Source organism: Persicirhabdus sediminis (assembly GCF_016595495.1).
GTDB classification, from domain to species: Bacteria; Verrucomicrobiota; Verrucomicrobiia; order Verrucomicrobiales; family Akkermansiaceae; genus Persicirhabdus; species Persicirhabdus sediminis.
Genome location: NZ_JAENIM010000039.1, coordinates 265169 through 290398, shown reverse-complemented (window position 1 = coordinate 290398; position 25230 = coordinate 265169). Strand labels below are relative to the sequence as shown.

Below are 25230 nucleotides of genomic sequence, written 5' to 3'. Positions count from 1 at the left end.
AAATGCCTAATCTACTGATATTTCAACCATTCGATAGAACCTTTCACGGTCATTAGATGGATGTGAATCCGTATTGAATCCGTCATCAACTACTATCAACTGCCTTGAAAATTCACTTACAGGAATTTCAGTTAGCCAGTCTGACCACACATCCATATCTTTAGAATACTGCAGCTTGTATTGTTTACCAGCTTCGAGGTTTAAGGTCAACTGATAGCCACCAGTGCTTGTTCTGGTAATTCCAGTTACACCTTCAGTAAGTACAAGCTCGCGAGCACTGAGTACAATTTCGATATTTGGTCTCACGTTGATATAGATGCTAGAGAAAAGCTCATATGTCAGGTGAACAACTACCGACTCTCCCGCAGCTAAGGTATAATCATACTTCACGTCATAAGCCTGATATTTCGATACCTCCGCAACACTAACTCCTACTGAGGAGTGGGTATCATCTAAGAAATTAGACGACGTACCATTTTCATCTGAGCTATAGCTTCCTCTATCAAGATTGATGAACGAGAAGTTGTTGCTCAAATCTGATACACGTACAATGAACGAGTCGACTGGAAGCGATCCTTCATTAGTAACCCTGAATGATTGTCTATACTCTCTATATGTTGATAACGGTAAATAGCGAGTCTGATAGCCAGCCTCTGGCTGAGTCTGCCCATTGGCTAGCTGAATGACTGGAGGCCCTTCAACCGTCACTGAGAATGTTATAGAGGCCACGAGTTGACCGCGATCAGCACCTTGAACTGTTATTGAAGATTGCCCAGCATTGTCCGATGAGAAATCTAGCACTAACAGAGACTTGTTATTATCAGTCTCTACAGAATCAAAGATACTAGCATTAGAAGTTGAGACAACAGACCAGAAGAGATCATCCGTGTACACGTCGTCATCTACATCAGCAAAGTAGTCAGGCAAATAGATTGCCCGAGTAGCAGCACCTAACTGCACAACTTGATTCGCAATTGCCTGCGCCACAGTTGGCCCATCATTCACTGGAGTTACGATGATAGTTGATACCAAATTGATCGGCGACGGGATATATCCATCAGTAATGCTTAAGCTAAAATCAACGCCAGCTGAGCCAGGTGATACGTAATCGATGTGATTCTCAAATGGATCAAATACAAATCCAGCTAGAGCATTAGCGACCTGGCTCGGAGTTCCAGTCACTGTATATGAACCAGCTGAGATTTTGCTCATCAACGCTGCTGTGGCAGTGCCGTAGCTAGAGTCAAAATTGATGGTTGCAGTTTGCAGCTGAAGCCCCGCTTCATCCACATCTGATAGCGTGATGCCTGCAAACGGAGCAACAGTCTCTTTATCATTAATTGCGCCATCAACAACTGGCCCAACAACCGGTACGTCGTTAACCCCTGTGATTTCAACGGTAAGCTCAGCGACATCTCGATCTCCATCAGCAGCTAAAACATTGATAGAAACTTGCTCAACTAGAGCCCCGCCTGAGCGATCGCTCACTTCGTAGGAGAATGTCTCTTCTCCAACATAACCAGCTAGAGGAATATACTGAATGTAATTATTTGGCGCGGTGCCAATGACTGAAACTGAGCCTCCCGCACTAGGCGAGCTCACTGTCGCGATGGTATAATCAGTCGCATAAGCTTCCAGCAGATCATCATTCAACAGCACATTGATAGAGTTATTCAAACTATCCTGTAGCACGACAAACTCATCAGGAGATGTATGTTGCTCACCAACAGTAACAGTAACCTGTGCAGTTTCGCTGTCACCAAACTCATCAACAATGGTGTATTCAAAAGTTTCAACACCAAAGAACCCAAGCGCTGGAGTATAAGAAATTGCCGTTCCATCTCCAACAAGCTCAGCGCTACCTCCGTGGCTGAAGTTATTGATAGAAGACACTGACCACGTCCAGCCAGCTGCTGGGTACGGAATATCATTTAATAAGACATCCAAAATTTGCGCACTGGCATTCTTTTCAACGTGATAGAAGTCATCCTGAGGGTCCGCTAAATCAACGAAGCTATCAACTACAGTAATCGTGATTTTTGCCTCACGACGATCAAGCGTGCCTATAGAGATCTCGTAATTGAAGTCTTCTGTCGTAGCACTTGCCGGTGGTGTATATTCAATACTTGTCCCCCCAGCAATCGCCACACGTTCAACATTTGGAGGCAAATCAGTATTGAGACCAAAATTAACAATTTCTATCACAGCCGTATCGTTATCAACAGCAGCATCATTTATGAGTACAGGAAGTGTAACTTTGTCTGAGCCAGCTTTGACGATGTAATGGTCATCACTAGCATAGAAATTTTGATCGACTGGTACAATGCGTACTTTAACCGTCTGTGTCGTCGTCGATCCACTCAGGTCACGCGATGTGTAGGTAAACGTATCCGTCAAAATTGAACTTGGTGGTGTGTAGAGCACTTCACCATCAACCAACGAAACCGTCCCACCTGATGAGCTAACGGCACTATCAGCATCTCCATTAACCGCGACAACTTCAGAGTCAACTGGATATGTCGGCAGGCTTGAATCATTAGCTAACACATCCAAAACATTATCAGCGCTACCATAGATAACAAAAAATGCATCATCAGCTCCTTGTAACAAATCACTGCGATCCTCAACCTGGAAAGTTACTGTGGCTTGTGTAGTCAAACTACCATTTCCAAGAACTGTGTACGTGAAGGATTCTTCAATTTCTGTGCTCTGATCATCAGGCGTATACTTCAGTAATTTACCACCGTCGACAAGCTCGACAGTTCCTGTAGCGCTCGCGACTGGGTCAACAAGTGTAATCGTCAAGTCTGAGCCAAGTGCTGGCAGTATACTATCATTGGCGAGCACATCGACAACAACTTCTGACTCCCCCATGCCAATGCGGAAGGTATCATTACTTGCGCTCAATAGCCCATTCACCTGCGGATCTATCACGAGCAACTCGACTTCAGCAACATCTTGTCCCCCCACACCGTCTTCAATTGTATAGCTGAAGCTCTCAGTACCATAAAAACCTACAGGTGGCGTGTATTCTATCTGCTGGCCGCCAACGATAACTAAGTCACCACCCATGCTCCCATCACTAACTAGGCTGATGTTAAACCAAGGAGTCCAATGGCCTCGTGAGCCAGCTGGGTCATCGGTATAGGCTGACTCAATGCTGAAATGGTCCCTATCAATAACTGTGATCGCATGTACACCATTATAGGAACCTTCACCCACATAAGAATCGATCTTGATCAGCAGGCCATCTTGTAATCCATGATCACCTGACTCAATGATAACTAACTGAGCATTTTCTGGGTCCACTGTGAAACTAGAAATGCTAAGAGGTGCCGATCCGACAACGGCGTCATTCGCTAGAACCTCCAAACTGACACTAACACTATCAGATAGCAGTTTAAAAGTATCGTCGACAGCTTGAGTACGGCTATTATCAACGATGATGTAAGGGAATACCTCTTGAACTTTTTCCCCTTCTTTCAAGCTATCAATTAGTGACGAATTCGCATCGAAGCTAAAGCTACCATCAGGGTTTATATTAAGCGTGGCGCCTAAAGCTGAACTCAACTGCCTTTGCGCTAGAATCCATGGCTGATCATCTGGAGTAGATCCATTGATATCTATCTCCACATCATTATCCAGCAAGCCATCAGAAAACGATACATTAGTTAGACTATTTTCATCTACTGCCAAAAAGTCATCGTTAGCTTGAGGGCTGTCATTTCTCCCCTCAACAGTAATGTAAACTGTCGCGGAACTTTGACCACCGTTACTATCCGAAATAGTATAAACGAAGGAATCTATCAAAGTCTCATTTCTAGCCAATTCATCATAGTTATCGATCGTTCTAGGGTCGTAGCTAATATTAGTTCCGTCGAACAACAAAGCTGCCCCTGACTCCGAAACACTCGGGAATGGAAGAAGAATAGTCGGATCGTCTTCTTGTCCGCTGTCATTTTGATCTGGGTCTGTATCATTAGATAACAGATCAGCAGCCAATATCGTTAACTCGATATCTTCATCAGTAATAATACCGCTATCATCTGTAGCCGTCGGCACATCATTCACACCTGTCACCGTCACAGAGATTTTGGCAACACCGCGCGCTCCATGACTATCGACGATAGAATAATAGAATGTATCTACCACAGTCTCGTTTTTACTAAGTGCATTGAGAATCTCTGAGCTACGAGGATCGTATAAGATACTTGTTTCCTCACGATCAGCCCTGATATCCAGAGTAATAGTAGCATCCAATTCACTGATTGAGACTAAGGTGTTAGCTGCCACTTCCGAAGTATGCACAGCCTCCAACAACAATGATGCATTGGTATCATCATTATCAACATCATCATCATTCGCTAGAATAGCCAATGTTGGAACTGGTGGCAACAATGTCACTAACTCACCTGACTCATCATACTCCTGATAGTCAGAAGCCAAATCACCATAGTTAAAATTGGTATCTGATAATAAACTAGCATCTGCCAGTATTCTAATAGCTTGATTTTCGTAAGTAGAAACTGAGTCGTCATTTGCTTCGGGAGCCTCATTAACGCCTGTCACCTGAACGGTGAAGTAGCTCGTCGCCTTCTTGATGTTCTTGGTTTTAGCGTCGATATCATCACCGCGAGACTGAGCACTTTCTGTATCCTCATTAAAGTCCTGAATCGTGTACGCCCATACATCTGTGAGTGTCTCCCCAACAGCTAAGGCAGTGAGTAGAGCAGACTCCGTCGGGTCATAAGAAACCATCAGACTATCAGAAGATACTGTCACGTCGGCGCCTCCGGGAGATAAACTTGACTCAACTCCTACAGGCAAACCGCTGAGAGTAATATTACCGCTAGAGTTGTTCTCATCACCATCAACACTTTCTAACTCTGAACTTATTGCCACACCAGCGGATAGAGGCATCACATCCGTGAGTTTAAGAAAATCAGTACGGTCAAATTCAATATCATTAGAGATAACATCTAGCATGCTCAGCTGATCAGCTACTACCTCAAATACATGGGTCAGATCATCATTGACATCAGCTTCAGCTATCGGAGGTGCATTTCCGCCTCCGAGCACTGATCCATCTACATCATCACCAGGAGAAGTGCTGTCTCCACCAACTGTGCCAGTCACATTTTCCACTACAAACTGGTGAGGAAGGAAACCTCCTTCGTATCGAGGGTAGCGGGTGATAGATTGGCCACTGACATCTTCATCTTCTCCATTCACGGTAAAGCTTGCGCAGTAACTAACGAACAGAACTGACTGATCAGCTGCATTTTTCAGCTCGATCGTCCCAGTTTCACTATCCAGGTCCACGGTAGAATACCAAACATAGCCGCTGCCTACGTCGACAGATTGTGTAGTAAAAGTCTGCACGTATTCACCATCAATAAACAACTGTAAGCCAGCTAGGTCTAGCGCCTGTGAATCACGTGGATTATAAAACTCGATAAAATCGGTTGAGACCCCGCCCTGCACATAAATCTCGTTAATATTAATTCGCTTGAAAGCTCCAACTTCATGAGCTCCGATATCAGCTAGCGACTCACCACGCCAAAAGCCTCGCTGGTCGGCACCTACAGTCTCACTCGTATCAGCTACAACGATCGCTTTATCAATAGCAAGACTGCCAGATAATAAGGCACATGTCTTTGTCGCCCCAAAATTATCAGCCAATGAGTCTAGCAATGGATCAAGCTCACGTTGGTCAGTCGGGTGATTTAGCAGAATAACATTCTGTTGGTTATTCAGAGTATAAGTTGTGACGGTATCGTCTGTGGCAAAATTTCCGCCTAAGGATTCAGCAAATCCGCCACCGACAACATCCAACACAAGCCCCTCAACATCAGCTAAAATGTTATTTCTCAGCTGAGTTGTCATGCCTGAGTTGGCAGTCAACAAAGCACTACCATTTCCAGCAGCATCAGTATTATCTTTGAAAGTACAATGCTCGAACAATACATCTACATCCCTAGATACATCCGTATTGAGAGCCAAAACTGCCCCGCCACCTATACCGCTGATGTTGAGCTGCTGGTTTTCAACAAATGTACAATTACGTATGCTACAAGCCAGAGTCGTTGATAGAGAAATAGCGCCACCAGCCTTAGCTGTGGAGCCAGCTACTGAGTTCTGATAGAACAAACATTGTTCGACATCAATACTACTTTCATAAGCTTCAATAGCTCCACCAAACTGGCCCGCTGTATTGCCTTCAAAACTACAATTTCTAGCAAACAAATGCGATCCATCTTCTAGAGAAATGGCACCGCCGTATGAAGCTGCAGCACCATCTTTGAGCGTGAGTTGTTCAATAGCTAAGTGCGCAGCGCCTGTTACATTAAACAAAGCTACGCTCTGGCCACCCGATAGACACAACTCATCCACACCTGAACCCATAATCCTGAGGTTTTTATTAACTGTCAGCGTGCTTGCTAGCTCGATCGTTACAGCAAATTCTTCTGTTGGAAAATTGAATACGATTGTGTCTCCGTTGCCAGCTAGAGCAATCGCTTCTCGCAGAGATCCCTCACCACTATCAGCTGAGCTAGAAACGATATGCGACACAATACGGTCGCGAATGAATACAGTAAATACCTCCGTGGTTGTATTCGTGGAGTCTTTAGCTTCCAGAGTAAAGGTAGTTAAACCTAACTGCTCATCAGGAAACTCGTCATAATCTGGATCTAAAGTATAGACCAAGGCCTGCAAGGCTGCTGTAATTTCATCATCTGATTTATCAGTCATGCTATACACACCGTCGGCTAGGGTGAAACCATCAACATCCTCGCTTAAACTTCCTTTATCGGGATTATCCAGAGTGATAGTAAAAGTTAGATTCTCTTCATCAGTAACCTCTAGGTCAGCAAACGGGTTCATCACGCCATTGCCAACAGCTGGTAGAGGAGCTGGCTGAGCGCTTAGATCAGGAATACCGGTAATCTGCGGCGCACCATTTACTGAGGTAACCACCACAGTCGTTTCTTGATCCAAAGCCTCTAAGCCATCAAGATCGGCAACATAAACTGTAAAACTAACGGTCTCCTGTCTCCCCACAGCATTTCGGTTGGCGTCAGGAGTAAATTTAAGCCCCTGCAGAACGCTGGTCACTTCAGCCGCTGAGCCACTGAATTTATATGTCACTGATGGGCTAACACCGTCTTCTACGAAATTTACGCCAGCTACAGAGACAAGGCTCTCAATAATTCCGCCTCCAGCTTTCGCGGCATTTGTTTCTGTATCCTCACCAACAAGTGTAATTTCTACATTCAATAATTGCTCACCAGCATCGTCTACATCGGCAATCTCCATGTCCGCGAAGGGTTGCGTCGACTCGTCATCATTGATTCTATGCTCAGGGCCATCACTCAGGATCACTGGGGCATCATTCACCGCTGTCACCTTCACCGATAGTGTGTCTGAAGGTGAGCCTGGTATTGCGTTAACCGTTCTAACTTCAATAGCAAACTGCACATCGGCACTATCCCCAACAATGATATTCTCTGTAGGTCGGTAGCGTAAATTTTGAATCGCATCAGTAGCCTCAGCTGAATTGCCTACAAAAATATACTCTAAGGTATCTGTATCTTTGGTAAATCCACTCAATATATCGAATGACCCCTTGCTATCATCATCGAGCTTGATAGCCACCTCTCGGCTGCCTCCAAAATTGTTAAACGCCGCAGTAGCAAAGGGAAAAATGAGCCCCTTGTCTGAGACTTCTTGCCCGTCGACCAAACCTGACATCGACGGCAATGGCAGTGATACCCTAGCGGTCACTGACACTTCATTAGAATCTACGTTGTCGTCATTCACAAATAATGTGATGACAAAATCACCAGCTAGATCCGGCGACAAAAACTGAGCACCTTGAATGGCACTTTGAGCTTCCACCCTACTGCCCAAATAAGTGTAGACCGTATCTCCAGGTTCCCCCTCGTCGCTATCCGCGTCTAGGTCTAAGAAATCTGAAATGATAGTGCCTGTTGGTGACCCCTCCAAAATTAGAGTCACTGTATACTCAGCTACCTTTGGTGTAGTTCCTCCTGTAACCCCTCCATTATCTGAGGTATCGTCGGCCTCATAATCTGGATCAGTTAGTGTCACATCCGGAAACGGTGCTGCTAGCTGGCCGCTAGATAAATTCAAAAAATCGTTAGCAGGGCTGCTCAGCTCAGGGGTATCATTGATAGACTTTACCCCAACAGTCATGTTGTCATTGCCGCTAGCTTTCCCATCAGAAACAGAAAGAGCAAAAGACAATGTATCCGTTTCACCGACTACTGATATATTTTCAGTCGGCGTAAAGACCAAGGCGCGCAAAGTGGATTGTGCGACTGCCAGTGTAGCACTATCAAGCTGTAGATTTCTGCTAGCTCCTGAGCCGGAAAAAGTTCCCGCTGCAGCAGGAAAACTCCCCTTATCTTCGTCAAAGGTAATGGATACAGTTAAACTTTCATCGTAATCTGGGTCAGTCAGAACAGCTGAAGAAAAAATTGCAGAACTAACGTTATCATTAAGCTCACTAACATTAGATACTGAAATGGTCGGGGTGTCATTGATCGACGTCACCGTTACGTTGCGTGTATCAGATACAGCTGGAGCATCACCGTCATCGACTGAAACAGTCAAAGTAACTGGGTAAGAGACGTCTCGCTTGAAAATATTTTCAGCTGGCACAAAACGTAGTCCAGCTACTTTCGTAGTCGCATCACTAACACTACCAGTAAATTCATAGTTGCCATTTTGTAGCAGGGAGAATCCATTTAGGTTGGTGAAAGTCCCGTAATTTTGATTTGAAACGGACACCGTGACCGTCACTGTCTCACCGGTATCAGGGTCAGTGATAGATACTCCCGTGAACGGGGTCTTTGTATCGTCGTCATCATCAACAGCTAGATTAACACTGGAGATACCCGATATGGCAGGACTGTCATTAACCCCGTCAACCTGTAAAGTAACCGTTGCTGTAGAAGTACTATTTCCATCAGTTCCTGCTAGACTGTAGGTAAAAGTATCCTCAACTGAACTACCTTCGGGGAGCGCAATCAATGCAGCAACACCTCTTGGGTCGTAGCTTACCTCTGAGTCATCTTCACTCCAGCTAACAGCCGCATTTAGATTGCTAGAACTACTTACTGAATCAATGTATTTGCCGTCACCAGCATCATTGGCTGTCAGGCTAACCTCAGTGATTTTAGAAACAACATCTTGGTCCACAGAAGATCCAGTCAGATCATCATCTTCCGCATCTGGAACTACAGCTGCCGCAACAGCTGTGAATCCAAAATAGGAGATCGCCAGTAGTTTAAATCCACTACGTGAAATTAATGAGTAATTAGAGGTCATGATAAAAAGGGTGATTGCAGCAAAAGATCATTTGGCTGCAGGAAAAGGTTGAGCAGCCATTTGGGAAGCTGCTGATGGTTGGGATGCAAATTTAAGTTTTGAAATGGTCTCATCATTCAATGTGGGAGAATACTCAACAGCCCAACTGGCAGAGATCTCCTCTTGCCGGGCCTGACGTTTTTGTTTGAGTAATTCACTTTCAAGTGAATGCGCTAACTGTCGGTTTAACGGCCTAACGATAGGATCACGAGAGTCTATTTTCTTCAGCAAATAATAGCCGTCAGCACACGAAATAATGTCACTCAGGCTATCCACATCAGCTGACTTAAACGCACTCTCAATCACCTCATTTGGCCAGCGGTACTGACTCAGCCCTTGTTTCAGCCAGCCAATATCACCACCTTTGAATCTACTCGTGGCTTCCTCTGAATACTTCATCGCCATGGAGCCGAACCCATGAGTGTCAGCTGGAAGTGATAGAGCGAGTTCACGCGCTTCAGCCATTTTAGAATAGATAGATTCTCTCTGACTGTCATCCGCAGACGTCGGCACACTCAGATAGAGCATGGCAAGATGTACCTGCCCCGCCTGCGTATACCGGTCGAGGTTTTCATTGTAGTAAGTTTCTAACTCAAGCTCATCGACAGAAACATCATCTAGAGCTCGCTGAATCGCCTCACGTTTAAGCTTACCAATTAATAAATTCTCCCATTGACGGCGAAGCTCTGGATCTTGATGCAAACCTAACTCCTTAGCCTTTTCTACCGCGATTAGCCTCTCCACCGTAGATTCAATGAATACCTCACGGTTTCTGGAGATCGGATGCTGACGGCTCTGCAAGTGATCTAACTCAGCTTGAAGCTCAAACAAACTAACCTCGCGCTCACCAATAGTGATCGCAATTGGTGGATCACTAACTGAGCTCGCATCAGATTCAGCGGACGGTTCACGTTTACAAGATGTAGCTAACAAGCTCAATAAAACACCAGCAAGTCCACATGCAGACCACGCTGTGGCCCGCCTGTGCTTGATCCAGTTCTGTTTCGAAGGATTCATGTTAATGTTTTCACTAGATAGATTGGGCCTACTCGCTGATGACCTCAACCTCCACGCGGAAATACGCTCCTGTGGCATCCGCGGACTCGAGCAACTCAAAACAAACTCGTCCGGCATTCTCCTCCTCCTCGCTGATCTCCACCTGACGGAAATACTCCTCACCGCTAAACCACGTGACCATGTCATAGGAGAGTTCCAAAGTGTACTTCAAGCTAGGATCATTAAGCCTCTGAGAATACTGCACATATGTGCCGCTATCATTCAGTACTAACTGAGGAGTTAGAGCTGAGCGCTCCTCAGCGGAAACCCCATCGGATAAATCTAATCCAAATGACGAGGCGTACTCAAGAAGTTGCGGCAAGCCAGTTCTTGGAGAAACAACAGAGTCTGAGCCACCTCCTGAATCATCATCATTATTTGCCAGTTCAGCTTCTAACCAGCTATCATAATCTTGTATGTTTGATAGCAGGCGAATCGATGCTGATGGAGAATCGCCTATCAAATAGTCTTCATTAAGACTAGGTTTGATATCAACGACCACCTTCTTACTAGCTTCGCCATCACCAAGGTCTCCGCCAGCTAGAGCTTCAACTGGCAGATAAACACTGCGCTGACCATTTGGAAAAGTTACCAAGGAGTTAATCGCTGTATAATCAACTCCACGGACAGCAGATCCATTCACATTTAGTAACAATTGCACAATACTAGTTGATGGTCCCTGACGACTGATAAGCATATAGGCAGGACCTTCATTAACCACAGCCGCCAAATCTACAGCCTGGATGCTGAAGCGTTGCTTGGCGTCAACGATTTTGAGCTGGATAGAAGACTCAGAAGCTAACACATAACCATCACCTTCTAACAGCGCGATATCGACTTGCTCAACACTTTCTACGAGACCATCAAAAATTGGGTCTAGCTGTAATTCTACCGTGGCAACATTTGCTGGGAATGTCAGCGAATCAGGCAGCTCTTTATAATCCTGACCGTTAGTTGCATTACCCGAATAGGCTAATGAAATAGTCAGAGGCTGAGAGATCGGCCCTTGACGTAATAATGTAATGATAGAAGTCGAGTAGCCTTCTTCTACCTCGAGCTCACTAGCATCGACTAGAGAAACAGATGACTGCCCCTGAATATCACTCAATAACAGCTGGCCTCGTGACCAGAGAACATTGAGGTCGTTCTGGCTAACATTTATACCCTCAAGTTTGATTTGGGCATCATCAAACCCACTTGCATCACCATCAACATCGACGCCGATAAGGCTGCCACCGTCGTGACTTGTCACATTAAGGAAATGATCTAGCTCACCCGTGCTAACCGTTGGCAAATCACTCAAGTCTAGAACATCTTGATCGAAATCAAAATCGACAATCGTTTCTAAACCGAGATCGGTAACCATAAATAGGTCAATTCCTCCGCCACCGCTGAGTCTATCTTCACCTTTGCCACCATTGAGAATATCATCAGCAGCGCCACCTGATAGATCATCATCTTCACTGCCGCCTAGGATGAAGTGTGATCCAGCTGAACTAACATTCAGCTCTACAGGAAGTGTTTCAACCCGTTGGTCCCACAATTTCCAGCTATAATCTTTACCCAGAGTATACATCAATACGGACTCAACCAAATCTCCGCTCAGTACATTTTGACGTAATTTCCAGTAGTTTTCAAAAATGAGATTTTCATCACGCCACCAGTCAGGGGTACTTGAATCATCAACTAGAAGCTCGTTCTCATCCACAGGCTGGAAAATATCCAAAGTAATCTCTGTAGGAGCTGACACATTCTCGCCATCGCTCAGGGTGAGCTCAAAGGATGTTTTTACCACGTCTATCTCACTATGTTGATAGAATACTAGGCCACTATCTAGCTGCGCTTGAGTAAAGTTGTCACCAACAGCCAATTCGTTAGCATCACCGAGCTCTGAAATCAAATCGATTGAACCACCTTCAGGAAGTGACGATAAGGTATAAACTAAATCAGCTGGCTGACTATCAATATCAATTGAGCGAATCCACAAGCCATTGGCGCTCTCACCAAACATAGCTAGCTGGCTAGACTTGATAGAAGGAATCGTATCATCATTTAGTGGATCACTCCCTCCCAGATATTCGGGAAGGTTTTCACGCCCATCATTATCTGAATCAAGTTCTCCGTCAGGAATTTGCCAGTCTAGACCATATTTCTTTTCCCACCAATCTGGTATGCCGTCGCCGTCCGTATCCGTAAGATCAAAAGAAACTTCTAGGTCGATGCGATGAGTTTCAGCTCGTGAGTTTTGCAGCAGATCTACATAATCACTCTGTGACCACATGATCTTAGCTGGCGAACCATTCAATGTGATAGAGACAAAGTCATATCTAGTCTCACCAGCAGCGAGAGGCACTACTGAATCATCTACGCTCAACCCGGAGGCTAACACCTGGTGTGGAATATCAATTTTATAAGAATAGGTATCAGCAATGTTTTCTAGCTCGCTGGTATATGTATATAGCTCACCAGTATCACTTTGCAGTGTCCAAACTAAACTTCCCTCAGTCAGCTGATGCTCGTTTCCATAGAGCCTATGCAAAACCTTGCCATAAATAAGCGTGGAGGGTTCCGGCACAGTAGCAGCTAACAAGCTACTCGTTGCAGCCAGCAATAATGCGCCTATTGCAAATAAATTAGAGATCATTTTCATCATTCTATTTGAGTGGTCGAAGGTTTAGTTTCCTGAGAAACCGTAAGTCTGGAAGTAGAGCTTAATATCACTCACGTTATCGATAAATGTCTGCAGTCCATCGTCTGCATCTGCCTTTAGAGTTCTACCAGGTATAATTAACAGCCAGCGGGTATTCCAAACTGAGCGGCCTACCAGACGTGTATCAAAGGTCATCTCGTCAGCCGCAAAGCTACCACTATCAGGGTAAGCCCTGAAGCTTGAGAACCTGCGGATTTCAGCATCTGTACCGCCAAGTGTATCCAGTGGTCGCCAAGCGTTATCGTCTAGGTTAGAGTCAATAACAGGATAAGGAACTGGAATTTTCTGATCCAAGACATCCCACATTCTAACTCCGAGTTGGTTATCCGAAGGATACATCATGACATCAGAGCCCACTGGCACTAGATAGACGCGTGGTGTTTCAGATAAACCACTCGTGAAACTATCACTCAAGTAGCCCTCAAACCATGCCCCCACAGAGAAGATTTTGGTAGAGAAATTCGTTGGGTCATAAGCGTTGTCGCCACCAGCTAGAGCCTGACCAAAGAAGTTCTTACCTGCGATAATCTCTGAGGTAAAATCGATCACCAGACCAGGTTCCGCGACTGCTGGGTCGTAGGCTGCAAATGGACGACAATAACGACGGAACTCAGGTAGATCCCACAAGTTATCTACTTTTTTCGCAGCCAGCTGATCGCGCCAGTTAGTATCTGAGCTGCTATCCGTTGAAATACGATAGAGTTCGCGTCTCAAGGAGAATCGCCCTGACTCAGCTTGCGGGTTATTCAAGCCCAGCTGGCCTTTCAATACATCATAGTTAGCCTTCAGATCCGCTAGACTTTCAGCCAATCCACCATACCCCTGATTAGGCGTACTCTTGGAAATATACCCAATGCTGCGCTCACGGACGATATCAGTTAGTATTGCCTGAGCGGAGCCCGCATCATCAGCATGTAGGTTAGTTTCGTAATCATACGCCTTAGCTGCAAGATAAGCATAGCGAGCAGCTAGATCAAAAGCTTCACGATACCGCGCTAACGCGGCATTCCTAGAAACGCGGAATGACATATCCTGATAACGATTCCGCTGAACTAACTCAGCGACGCGCTTATTGTAGGCTTCACGTTCATCTATCAAACGAGCACCTTTGAGCAAGATGGCTCGGTATTCATCGGATAGAGCACGAAGTGCTTCTTGTTGTCTGTAGACCTCAACACGAAGGATTCCTTCATCCCCCACCATGTTTTCCAGCTCAACTAGAGCCTGCTTCATAGCGAAACTGCGCTCTTCATCATCAATCTCATAGTCGAGACCCATATCGATGAGGTCTTTTGTTAGCTCAGCTAAATCTGTCACGCCATTAGCGGCGACAACGCCCGCCTTCAATGTGACTTCAACACCAAGACCAATCACACTAAGGGCACCTCGAGCAGCAGCTAGGGCATCACCTGGTGAGAATGAGAAACCGGCAGTAGGTAATGTTGTAGGAATAAACTTCGATGGCACGGCAGCCGTTTCTGGCGTAAGGTCTGCTAGTGTATCCATCACATTAGCCGCTGTTTTTAATCCCACAATCGTGGCACCTAAGATCGTATTATTGGCAATTTTCCCAGCCAACAATCCACGAACATCGTCGTCCATGTCCTCTTGAGCTGCTATCAAGCGTAGTTGTCTAACGACACCACCTTGGAAACCATCCCATGCAGCAATTGCTTTAGCTAACTCAGCTTCTTTTTGAATCATCGCTGAGATATGCAATTGCAATTGCCCAGGATTTGCACGAGCCCCCCAACTATCAGGGGCCTCAAAGGTATAACCCGATGCCTTAATCGGCAGCTGCATATTTGTTAAGCCAACTCTAGCTGAATCAGAGTCAAAGCTTATCCCGTTGCTATCAGTTGTGATGTAATTCACTCCATCAAAATTACTGAACCAATCAGATGGATTATTGCTAGAGAACGATGGCGCAAAGTTAGCTCGATAGTCAGTATCAGTAAAATCTGAGAAACTATCACTAATATCTTCTATGTCAGACTCGAAGCCTGATGTCATTCCCGGAACTGTATCGGCGGTAATTTCTCGCACCTGCTTGTCTACATACATGTAGAGTGAGGTATCTGGACCATCATAACCAGCTGGGTAGAGGCTTCCGGAACCAATGGTTCCAGCATAAGGTGTACCAAAGATCTCAATGAGTTGGTTTCTATAGGCCATGTCCTCTTCGAAAACGGAACGACGGAAATCGATCTCAGTATTCTCGATATTGCGCAGCAAGTTATCAATCTTGTTAGCATTATCAAACATCGTAGCCGCGTTACTCAAGGCAACAACAGCACGCTCGTAAACCTGTTCGAAGTGGCTAGCTCCAGATGCGTTTTCTCCCAAGTCGTTAGGATCAATGTCAAATGGCACCGTATTGCCAGCTAGACCTAATGGATTGTATCCATTATTTGCCTGCTCATAGGTCAGTTGGATCGCATTCATGTTAGCTGAAATCACAGCAATATCCTTAACCGTTGTGCGATCAACCTTCTCGATGCCTGTTTTACTTGAGTTAGGATGAACTGATGGAATCAAAGCATTTGCAGTGACCCAGTCAAAGTAAGCCGCTTGGCCAGCACGACGCGCAGATCCCTCCACACCCCATGCACGTTCACTATCCGTATCCAGATAGCCTTGCCACTGAGATTCAGGATCAGCCACGTAGCTAGATCTATAACTTAGGTCGACAATTTGAGCGCCGGCCTTTGCCTTAGCTGCCGCCACTTGCGCAAATTTACGTTCATCTAAGAAGTCGACTTCAAAAACGACATCTTGCAGGCTGTAGAGCTCTGAACGCGACACCCAGTTAAAGAATGGTGAATTTAATAGCGCGTATTGACCGCCAATAGCAGTTAGGTAATGCCCCCATGCGTCGCCATGCCCTTGTGGGTAAAGCACCATTGCATCATCTTCGTTAATGAAACCATCCTTGGTAACGTCGGAAATGTTATAAGAAGTCGCGTATGCAGCCTCACCTTCCCCTTTGGTGAAGTTCCAGAACAGGCGGTTATAAACGGGGCGTGCCTTATAGTCATCAACACCGCGCAGCAGCGCTAACTCTTCTTCTATCTTCGAACTCAGCTGGTTCTGGAAAGTAAATACGGTAGGAGCTAGATATCCATAGCTAGCACTATCTGAGCCGTGACCAATCGTCGGATCCATCGCATCGGTATACGCTTCATTACCTAGCAGCATGTAAAAGTCAGCCAAGCGGGTAGACGCTAATAACAATGCGTTAGTGATACCTGGTGTCGAAACTGGTGTCGATAGATCGATACTCAGACTACGAGCACGATCAAGTACCGTCGAATAGAGCTCAATCAAGCCAACATTCTCAATGACATTTTTGTCTGGGTTGAGCGCCACAGGTCCTTCGTATCGTTGACCAAATTGTTGGATCATGCTGGCGTAAGTGGAAGGGCTATCACCTGTGAAGTCGCTGATGCGAGCTTCGTACGGATTGACGGCATCTAAGACACGCTTCACCCAACCTTGAGCTAACTGAGCCTGATAGTCACCAGGTCGAGAGTTACCAGCACCAGCCCATTCATAAGGAATCTCAGGTGATCGCTCCCAAGAAATAGGATCATCCGGAGTCTCATCTTTATGGCGGTAACGCACGAACCACAGAGAATCAGCTAACAGCAATTCTGGAGCTTGCGGGTTACCCTTGAGTGCCAGTTGCGAGAATCCAACACCATTATTATCAGAAGGATCTGGGAAGAGCTTCCACGGGTTCAACTCGCCAGCGGCAATTTGATCTGGTGGCAATGCTTCAGTTCCATCTTCAACACGATACCACCAGTCGAAAACCAAATCATCTGGCGCAGCACCAAAGTCGCCCGTATGTCTGAGAATGATATTTTCATCAAAAACGTTATCAGAGAGAACCACCTTGATTGCACCGCGATAACGCTCTCTGCGATCCACTTTGATCACATGCAAAATTACTGGAGAGCCGCCTAGGCTACTATCATTATTTTCAGCTAGAGTGATATAGCTAACATCTGGCAATGAGCTATCATTCGGGTCGAGGAATGCTGGGTTAGTAACCAATGCGAGGCCTGGCCCCATCGCTTGATAGGACTCAGCATAATTGTCATCATCGATGCTAGATCCATCTGGTTGCTCAAATGATTGGACCTGCAAACCAGCTGTGTAAGAATTTCCTACGGTAATACGGTTATCAGTCAGCTGATTAGGGTTACGGCTTAGTTTGAACAAAGCAGTGACAGCATTGCGCCAATTCTCATTAGCATTCACATCACCAAATGGGCTACCATCACCAGTACCTAGCAACTCGTCATATTCTGTTTGCGTGAGGATATTTGGCTCTAGCACGTAAACTGCTGGCGGTGCAGCTGTGAGTGTATCATCGGAAATGTCTTTATCATTGAGAACTCCCTTGATCCCTAACTCACCAGTTAGTGGGTTATAAAAAATTCTCTTCTTCAATGATGAGGATAGCTCGTCAAATAGATAGACCGTTCCATCCACAGTCGTTCTCCCCGTAGCTGGAAGTAATTCCTCAGGGAACAGAGCTACAGGCAAAGATACACGGCGTTCTTCAAGAGCTGAGATCATGCGCGCAGTGTAAGAATCGAAATCCTTTCCATCCGTACTCGTGCTGCCTTCACGCATATCTGGGTTAAGATCATCATAAATGACTTCACCAGCTGACCACGCTAACACACCTGGTAAGCCTGGGCTTTCTGGATTATCAGCGGCATATTCACCACCAGCAAAAGTCAGCGTTTCGCCTACCTTAATGGTAGGCAAATCAAGCGGCCAAACCGTAGCATAGTCAACACCCTGTGCAGCTGGCACTTGGTCTGGCTTATCATATTCAATATCAAATTGATCTGCATTCCTAGCAGTCGCATTATTAGGTAGCCATGCAACGCACTCACCCACTGACTTAGCGCCTCCAGGCCACCAGAAATCTGTACTCAGTGGATAGTAAAAATAGCTAGTAAACTCTCCCTCACCAGAAACCGCCCATGAGGTTCCCTTGTGGTCAGTCCAATACACTAACTTCGCTGGATCACCTTCCTTTGCATAGTTTGCTTTGCACAGAGTCGCGCCACTAACCACACCTAATGGGTAAAACGGAATCACTGGCTCACCAGCTTCCATCTCAGATGAGAAACCATTTGGGTAGTTCGCTAAATCCTCGCGAACCACCTGATAGACTTTCATCTTAAATTCATTTTCTAGCTTATCCAAAAACTGCACCAAAACATACGGGTGAGATGTATAAGATGCATTTTCCGTAGCTAAGTTTAAGTCATTATCGCGCATTGCGTAGGCCGCCAGTGGGCGTGGTGCCACAGCAGCATACCTAAGCGATGGAGCCATTAGTGCGTGCTCCTCGTTAGGGTTATACCCAGGTAATAATGCATTGTCCTGAACATAAATCTGAACTTGCTCGAACCTAGCAGGGTCAAAGGTGGTAGACGCTGCTACATCAACGCCATCGATAGTGCTGGCCTCGACCACGTTTTGCTCTGATCCGTCAGCCGCGACACTTTCACTACCATAACCGCTAGACATTAATATGCGTCCAGGATTAGCCGGCCAGTCAGGAGAATATCGCTCAGCAATATATGGCCAGAGAATATAATCATTTAGACTAGGATCATCGTACCATAGCACAACAAACAAGTCGCCATTAGCTTCACTCTCCGTTGGGTTCTTATTAACAGCAATGACTGGACCAGGAGCATTAGCTTCATCCCAGATAGCTCCGCCAATAAAAAGCTCACGGTTATAAATATACGGGTTGAAACGTGCATTAGGGAAAAATACATAACCAGTACCAAGATCAGCTAGATCTTTATCACTTGTGATCTTCTCACCTATATTTTTGCTTATCGGCGCCGCTAGATTTGTATCCCAAAAATCACTTCTTACGACTTTAAGCTCCACTACATTTTGCGCCGTGCCACCACGACCAGAAGTTGTGATGCGGTTGAATTCAAGCACGGTATAACCATCAGCATTTGCGGAGAAATTAACTTCATCGTCCACTTCGCCACCTGCATTGGTGTAGGCCACGCTCTGGAATACCAGATCGTTTGGCTCATTCACTGGCGGGCGAGGAATTAGAGAAACAGCTGGGGCGTTAGCAATATACTTGTAGTTAGGCGTACCCCAGTCCGAGGTCAGATTAACTTTTGCTACTTGCCCAGTTGTTGTCGCCCAGAGAAGGTTCATCTCAATAGGGCGCACAGCAAAGAATCTTTTAGCTACGTCATCCCAAATGAAATCGTTAGAAGTGGCTACACCATCAGATCCAGATCCGCTAGATGATTCCAAAGTAGGTTGCTGAGAAACGATCAGACCATATTGAGCAATTTCCTCTGCAGTAAACTGAATGTATTCGCCTATCTGAACTGACTTGTAGATCACTTTGGCTCCATAGTTCCAAGTAGCCACTGCTGGTCTATCCAGAGTAACTTGCTTACAGACGTATTCCTCACCAGCAAAATCACCAGCCGATGGTGTGTAGGTGGAGAATCCATCATTTAGCTGATCTGCAGAGAATATGTTACTCTGGCTAGTATCAAAGGTTCCCTCTGTTGGACTAAAGATATGATTATCGCCATTAAACCAGCCGGAAATTTCTAGCAATCCACTGTTTACCGCTAGATTTCTCGGAGCACAAATTTTCAGCACTGTACTATCATCAAACCATGCTAGACCGCCGCCAATGTGATCATTCTGTGTAGTAGTCGGCGTAGGAGGGTCTCCAACAACCTCAATTAGCAACTGGCTGTCAGCAGCTGAATTACTACCATTCGTACTCACACCATACTGTAGTTTCCAGTCATAAGTCACCGTAGCTGGCCCAGTCATCTTGAACTCCTTAAGCTGCTGACGATCTTCAACGGTCTCAAATGTTCCCGAGCTAGTAGCAGATGGTTCAGCATTCTCGTTACCAGTCGCCACACCAGTTAGACGGTAACGCCATGGCACATACCTAATTGCTAGACCTGGATGCAGTGTAAGGTTTTCAACCGCCCCATTAATCTCCATAACAACAGGTAAATCTTTCTCTATCCAATGTTTACCGACGGATGGCAGAGGATTGCCAGAAGCTTTAGAATCAAGTCTAGGTACATATGATGTATCGTTAGGTGAGACTGTAGCTCGGCTATTGGTGTCGTCTAAATAAGAGTCCACTTCCAAAGCATATTCAACAAACCACTCTAACTTGACGGTAGTCGACTGAGTCAAATCAAAGTTATAAACCGTTGCATTACTATCCTCAACAACACTGTTAACTGAGAAGTTGATGAATGAATACCGGGTATCCGCATAATTAAAAATCAGTTTATCTCCAATCTCCCCGTTGATATCTGAAGTCTCTGCCCCTTCCACTAAGCCCTTATCCCCATCATCCTCGCCATTATATGAATAGACGGTGCGCGGCGAACGAATAGTGATGTTAGAGTCAACAATGAGTGACAAAGTCTCATCAGCACTTTCCAATTGGCTACCATTTATGGTGACAATATTTTTGGCATAATCTGTCACTAAAGAAAAATCAACAACCTGCGTAAACTCACCGTCAGGCTCGAATACAGCTGTGAAACCTTGCCATTTACTGATCTCGAACGGCAATGTTTTGGCTGTGCTTGCATCAGCGCCCTCTTGCATTGTGATTCCATTGATGCCTTTGAAACTACCTGACCACCAAAGTCGTGAATTCACAGCATCCCAATTTAGTCGTAAATGAGAACCTAACTCAGGAAATGGTGCCTGTACCGGAGTCTTGACCCATTCGTATTCAAAATTTGAATTCAATTTAGCCACATAAGCAGAATCACCAGTCGTCGCCACACTGGAAAATTCATCTGAGCTCCCGTCTTCGTAGAACTTTGTTGTGCCAGCTCCAACAAAACCAGTCAGGAAAATATTATCCAGAGCATCCGCCGAAACGTTGAACTTTTTGAAATTACTCGCGGTAACGGGAGTCAGGTTAGAATAACTTGGGTTAGTAACCTTGAGGATCTTACTACTCTCCAAAGATGTATCAAATCTCTCAACAAATAGCTCGGTATCACTTACATCACTACCTGTGACGTAGACCCAACCATTATTAAAATGTACATCAAAGGCGTAATCAATGTTGCTAGGTTGCTCTAGAGTATATTGTGTAAAATCAGATTTTGTTTTTACGATATATGGTCGGTTAGAGCTCACCGAACCTGAAACATTAGGCCTATAGCCACCCCAATTACTGTTAGCATTTGATCCAGTATTACCTACCAGATAGAGATTGCCCTGATCATCACTTGCTATTGAGCGAACTGATTGATTTTGCCAGCCAAGGTGATCGTACACAAGGTACTCCTGAAATGATGCACCTTCATTGGTATACACCATTACGTATGGTGGAATATTGCCGACTTGAAAGGCTATAAATAGTTTATCAGTTGCTTCAGCATAGGTCACATCGACAACACCATTGTAGAGACCTCGGTTTATCGCTAGCGACTGAGCACCTGTGCCGTAATCGATCGTGTACTTTACTAACCTTGAAGAAGAAACCACATAGATGTCACAGCCCGTTGGCTGATTAACGACGTCAAATGCGATAGGTGTAATCCCGCCGAGGTCAATATCTTCATCCGACACTGTGTTACCCGATGAATCATATTTAACAATGATCGCTCTGCCATCGCGGACACCTAAGACATAGTTATTACCATACCCATCATCATCAATATCCACTGTCTGGAAGCCAGCTGGAATTGTCTTGAGGAAAATCTCTGGCTGATCTAGCTGAGCTATTGCAGCTGAGCTAAGAACGAGCAATATGAGGGCGATATTCTTGAATAATTTATTCATGAGAAGTTTGGTTAAAATAAAAAAACAGGCTTAATAGTTCAGGCTATCAACAAAGGAAATTCGATTGAGAATAAATGAGCCTGCCGTCTTCAATCCAACATCCTGGTTAGGACCAAGTAACTTATGTAAGCCGAAAATCTCTTCTTCGTAGGTTCCGGTAATCACACTCACACCATAACCAGCTGAACTAAATGTGGATTCATCCGAGCTAGCTACCGTAAGAGTTAGAGCGCGCTGAATATCGTACCCTTCAGTATGATCAGGGTGACGACGATGCATGAAGGGGTTCGTTGGAGCTAACGCGGGCAAATGAATGGTGCCACTCAGCACACTACTTGGCAGCAAGTCGCCATCTAATGAAATCGTATCCTGAGGTAATGCTGCAGCTGTATTGCGGATATCTAGCAGTGCTTTTTTTACCGCAAGATTAGTCAGGTAGCTAAGATCGTCTTGATCAGTAACTCCAGCATTGTATTGGAAATGAGCCTCAGATGCGGCTTCTTGCGCTGCTGTATTGGCGGCCGCAGAATACTCAGATGCGGTCACAAAACCTGTATAGTCAGATGATGGTGCCGCCGCAAATACAGGAGCAAATTCTACTAACTCAGCAGCGCTAACAATAGCATCATCAACAACTTCTTTAAGCAGAATAATTTCCTGTGAGATGATCACCTGAGCGGCAGATGTGTTCGCTGCAGCATCCACTAATAAATCTAGCGCATCACCACTCCGTCCATCACCCCATAGAGACTCACTCAGCAAAGTAGTTGCCTCTGTGTAAGCTGGTGCAATGGCATCAGCAGCAATCAGACTAGCTCTAACCTCACTAGCAATTTGAGCCTCATCACCGCCGCGAGCATGCGCAATCAAAGCTGCCTCAACCGCCAGATCAGAAAGTTCAGCTTGCACAGTAGCAAATGTATCACCAGCTATGAAGCGGTTATAGGCTTCGGTAACATCAGCCGCATTATGTCTAGCATCTTCAGCCGCATTGCGTGCGAGCTCTTGTTTAGTCGCTAGATCTGCACCGTCTGGAGCATCATCAACTGCAGCCGCTGCAGATTTAACCAGCTGGACGATAGCCTCAACAGGACGCGGGTCACCGTAGAATGATGATGCATCACGCAAGTTCCTAGCTGTAGCTACCACAGCAGCAAAATTTCCACCTAATGGATCAGCTGGAAAAAAGTTAGTCACCGTTTCATCAGCTGGGATATCAGCTGAAGTTTTTGTCGCAGTATGGATCAGACGTGCTACTTCGTCAGCAATCTGTTGTGCTTCCGTGAGGCTGAAATAATGATCCGTTATGAAAGATGAAGCGCCGGTACCTCTATCAAGATAAGCCTTGTCTACATCGGCCTCACCAACCACATCATCAACCGCGTTCTGGGTGTCAGTTCCAATTGCGCTTAATGTTTTGCCAGCGATAGCTCCAGCTACAGCGGCATCAGTAGAAGCATCGATCAGTTCTTCAACCGCCAGAACTGCCTTCTGGTCACTAAAGTCATAGAAAGCTGAGGCAATGCGTTTCCCTATGCCAGTATGTGAGGCGTAAAGATTAGGATCTGTTAGCAATAATGATCCGTTCACGCCATCAACTACGGCCACACTTTTGAGCAAGCTTACCTGGCCAGCACCATTAACGTGTAGAATCAGACGGAGATAGGCATTATCTGAAGTAGCAGTGGTAAACTCAGGGTCACTAAATTCATAAGTATTAGAGTCCCCCACGGCACCGGTTGCCTCATTTACAGCATTTAAAGTAACCTCTCCAACCCACAAACCTTGCGAAGGGTGACCTGCTGATAGAACGGAGCTACTTCCCGCTAGGATAGCGGTAGATAGAGTTAGTTTTTGTAAACGTTTGATCATCTTTTAGGCAATTGATGTGTCCAATGCAGACAGTAGTTAGCTAGTTAGGGGTGGATGGTGATGACTTAATTTTTGCGAATCACTCGGTGACCAGATCACTGCGTAGAGAAACCATGGGGATATCTATCCGCTGGCCAGCAGTTGAAGTGATAGACAAAGTTGCACTTGTCACAGCCGAAGAAATAAGTTCCTGATCAACCTGTAAGTTTAGCTTAAACGAAGCGCCGGGCTCAACGGGCCCAATCGATAAGTCATCATTTAGTGGCTGAGCCACTACCTCAATAGGTTGATCGACGCTGCCGAGGCTGCGCACGAGATAAGAAACGGGAAGTTGGCCTGACTCACCATGAACCAATGAAAGAGTAAGCGACTGAGGGAAAGAAGATACATTTTTCAAAACCAGCTCTTTGGAGCTAACATTCTGATTATAAACCATGCCGCCACGACTACTATCATTGAAGTCGACCTTAATTGGCCCAGTGAAATCAGACGCGCCATCGCTGTAAACCCAGTACGCGGTATTAGGTTCAATCATCTCCGCACTAGGCTGGGTAACTAATACCCAGTTCCCCTGCTTGAGAGTATATATCTTCAACTCAGACTGGGCTAACGCACTATCAAAAAACTGAGTCATGGTTGGCTTCCCTGCGGAATCAATAGGAAAACCTACAAAGTTGAATGCATTGGGATGCCACTGGGCATTTCCAAAAAATGCAGCGCCCTTGATATTCAAATCGTAAGCTTCGTTAGAGAAGACCAAATAACAATGATGCGCTTGCAGCACACTCAGATTGGAAAATACCGCATCTTCCCTGCTAGGAGCATACCAAACATTCCAATGTTTTCTATCTGGCAGTATCTCGTCAGGGCTATCAATAAACTCCATCGCAGTAACCGGACGACTATACGCCGATACAATTTCGATAGGTGTTCCAGCGAAAACCTCGTTGAGTTGATTGTTGATTGGCTCAAGCTCCAGATAGATCGCATTCCATCCTTTTTTCAGCGCGATCTCTTGTGTGGTGAACGGGCCGTTACCTTCAGGTGAATCACCAGTTTGACCATTCGCCGACTGAATATAACATGACAGACCTACAAATAGGGAAATCATGGGGGCACAAAACTTCTTTGTAAGACTATCTTCGGGTAGGAAGGTCATGGTTGTGAGTTTGTTAATGGTGGGATACGTTACGGGATTTGCTGAAGCCATTATGATTTGTTTCGCTATGACACCTGTGATGGATCAGCATCTCTAATGAATTACTAACCTAGCAAATAGATATAAAATCTAAAATGAGTGTATAACCAAACTTAACGGTTCGCCCCACAACTAAACAAGT

At 45.4% G+C, this 25230-nt stretch carries 6 protein-coding genes; all 6 read right to left on the bottom strand.

Annotated features, from left to right (window positions below; all coding sequences use genetic code 11):
• Positions 1-6: 6 nt before the first annotated feature.
• Positions 7-9354, bottom strand: coding sequence for an Ig-like domain-containing protein (locus tag JIN82_RS08690; RefSeq protein ID WP_200311240.1), 9348 nt, complete (start codon positions 9352-9354; stop codon positions 7-9).
• Positions 9355-9381: 27 nt separating this feature from the next.
• The gene (locus JIN82_RS08685) at positions 9382-10410 is read right to left on the bottom strand and encodes a peptidylprolyl isomerase (protein ID WP_200311239.1); all 1029 of its coding nucleotides are present in this window, start codon (positions 10408-10410) and stop codon (positions 9382-9384) included.
• Between the two features lie 28 nt (positions 10411-10438).
• Entirely contained in the window at positions 10439-13102 is a 2664-nt protein-coding gene (locus JIN82_RS08680) for a cadherin-like domain-containing protein (protein WP_200311238.1), read from the bottom strand.
• A 21-nt stretch (positions 13103-13123) separates the two neighbouring features.
• Positions 13124-22018 (bottom strand): hypothetical protein, encoded by an 8895-nt coding sequence (locus tag JIN82_RS08675; RefSeq protein WP_200311237.1) that lies wholly within the window; start codon positions 22016-22018, stop codon positions 13124-13126.
• Between the two features lie 30 nt (positions 22019-22048).
• Positions 22049-23890 (bottom strand): hypothetical protein, encoded by a 1842-nt coding sequence (locus JIN82_RS08670; RefSeq protein ID WP_200311236.1) that lies wholly within the window; start codon positions 23888-23890, stop codon positions 22049-22051.
• Positions 23891-23969: 79 nt separating this feature from the next.
• Complete coding sequence (locus JIN82_RS08665; protein WP_200311235.1) at positions 23970-25049, bottom strand: hypothetical protein; 1080 nt, start codon at positions 25047-25049, stop codon at positions 23970-23972.
• Positions 25050-25230: the final 181 nt, after the last annotated feature.

Coding starts and splice junctions, on each gene's coding strand:
- JIN82_RS08690 (WP_200311240.1), bottom strand. CDS start 9,354: ATGACCTCTAATTACTCATTAATTTCACGTAGTGGATTTAAACTACTG.
- JIN82_RS08685 (WP_200311239.1), bottom strand. CDS start 10,410: ATGAATCCTTCGAAACAGAACTGGATCAAGCACAGGCGGGCCACAGCG.
- JIN82_RS08680 (WP_200311238.1), bottom strand. CDS start 13,102: ATGATGAAAATGATCTCTAATTTATTTGCAATAGGCGCATTATTGCTG.
- JIN82_RS08675 (WP_200311237.1), bottom strand. CDS start 22,018: ATGAATAAATTATTCAAGAATATCGCCCTCATATTGCTCGTTCTTAGC.
- JIN82_RS08670 (WP_200311236.1), bottom strand. CDS start 23,890: ATGATCAAACGTTTACAAAAACTAACTCTATCTACCGCTATCCTAGCG.
- JIN82_RS08665 (WP_200311235.1), bottom strand. CDS start 25,049: ATGACCTTCCTACCCGAAGATAGTCTTACAAAGAAGTTTTGTGCCCCC.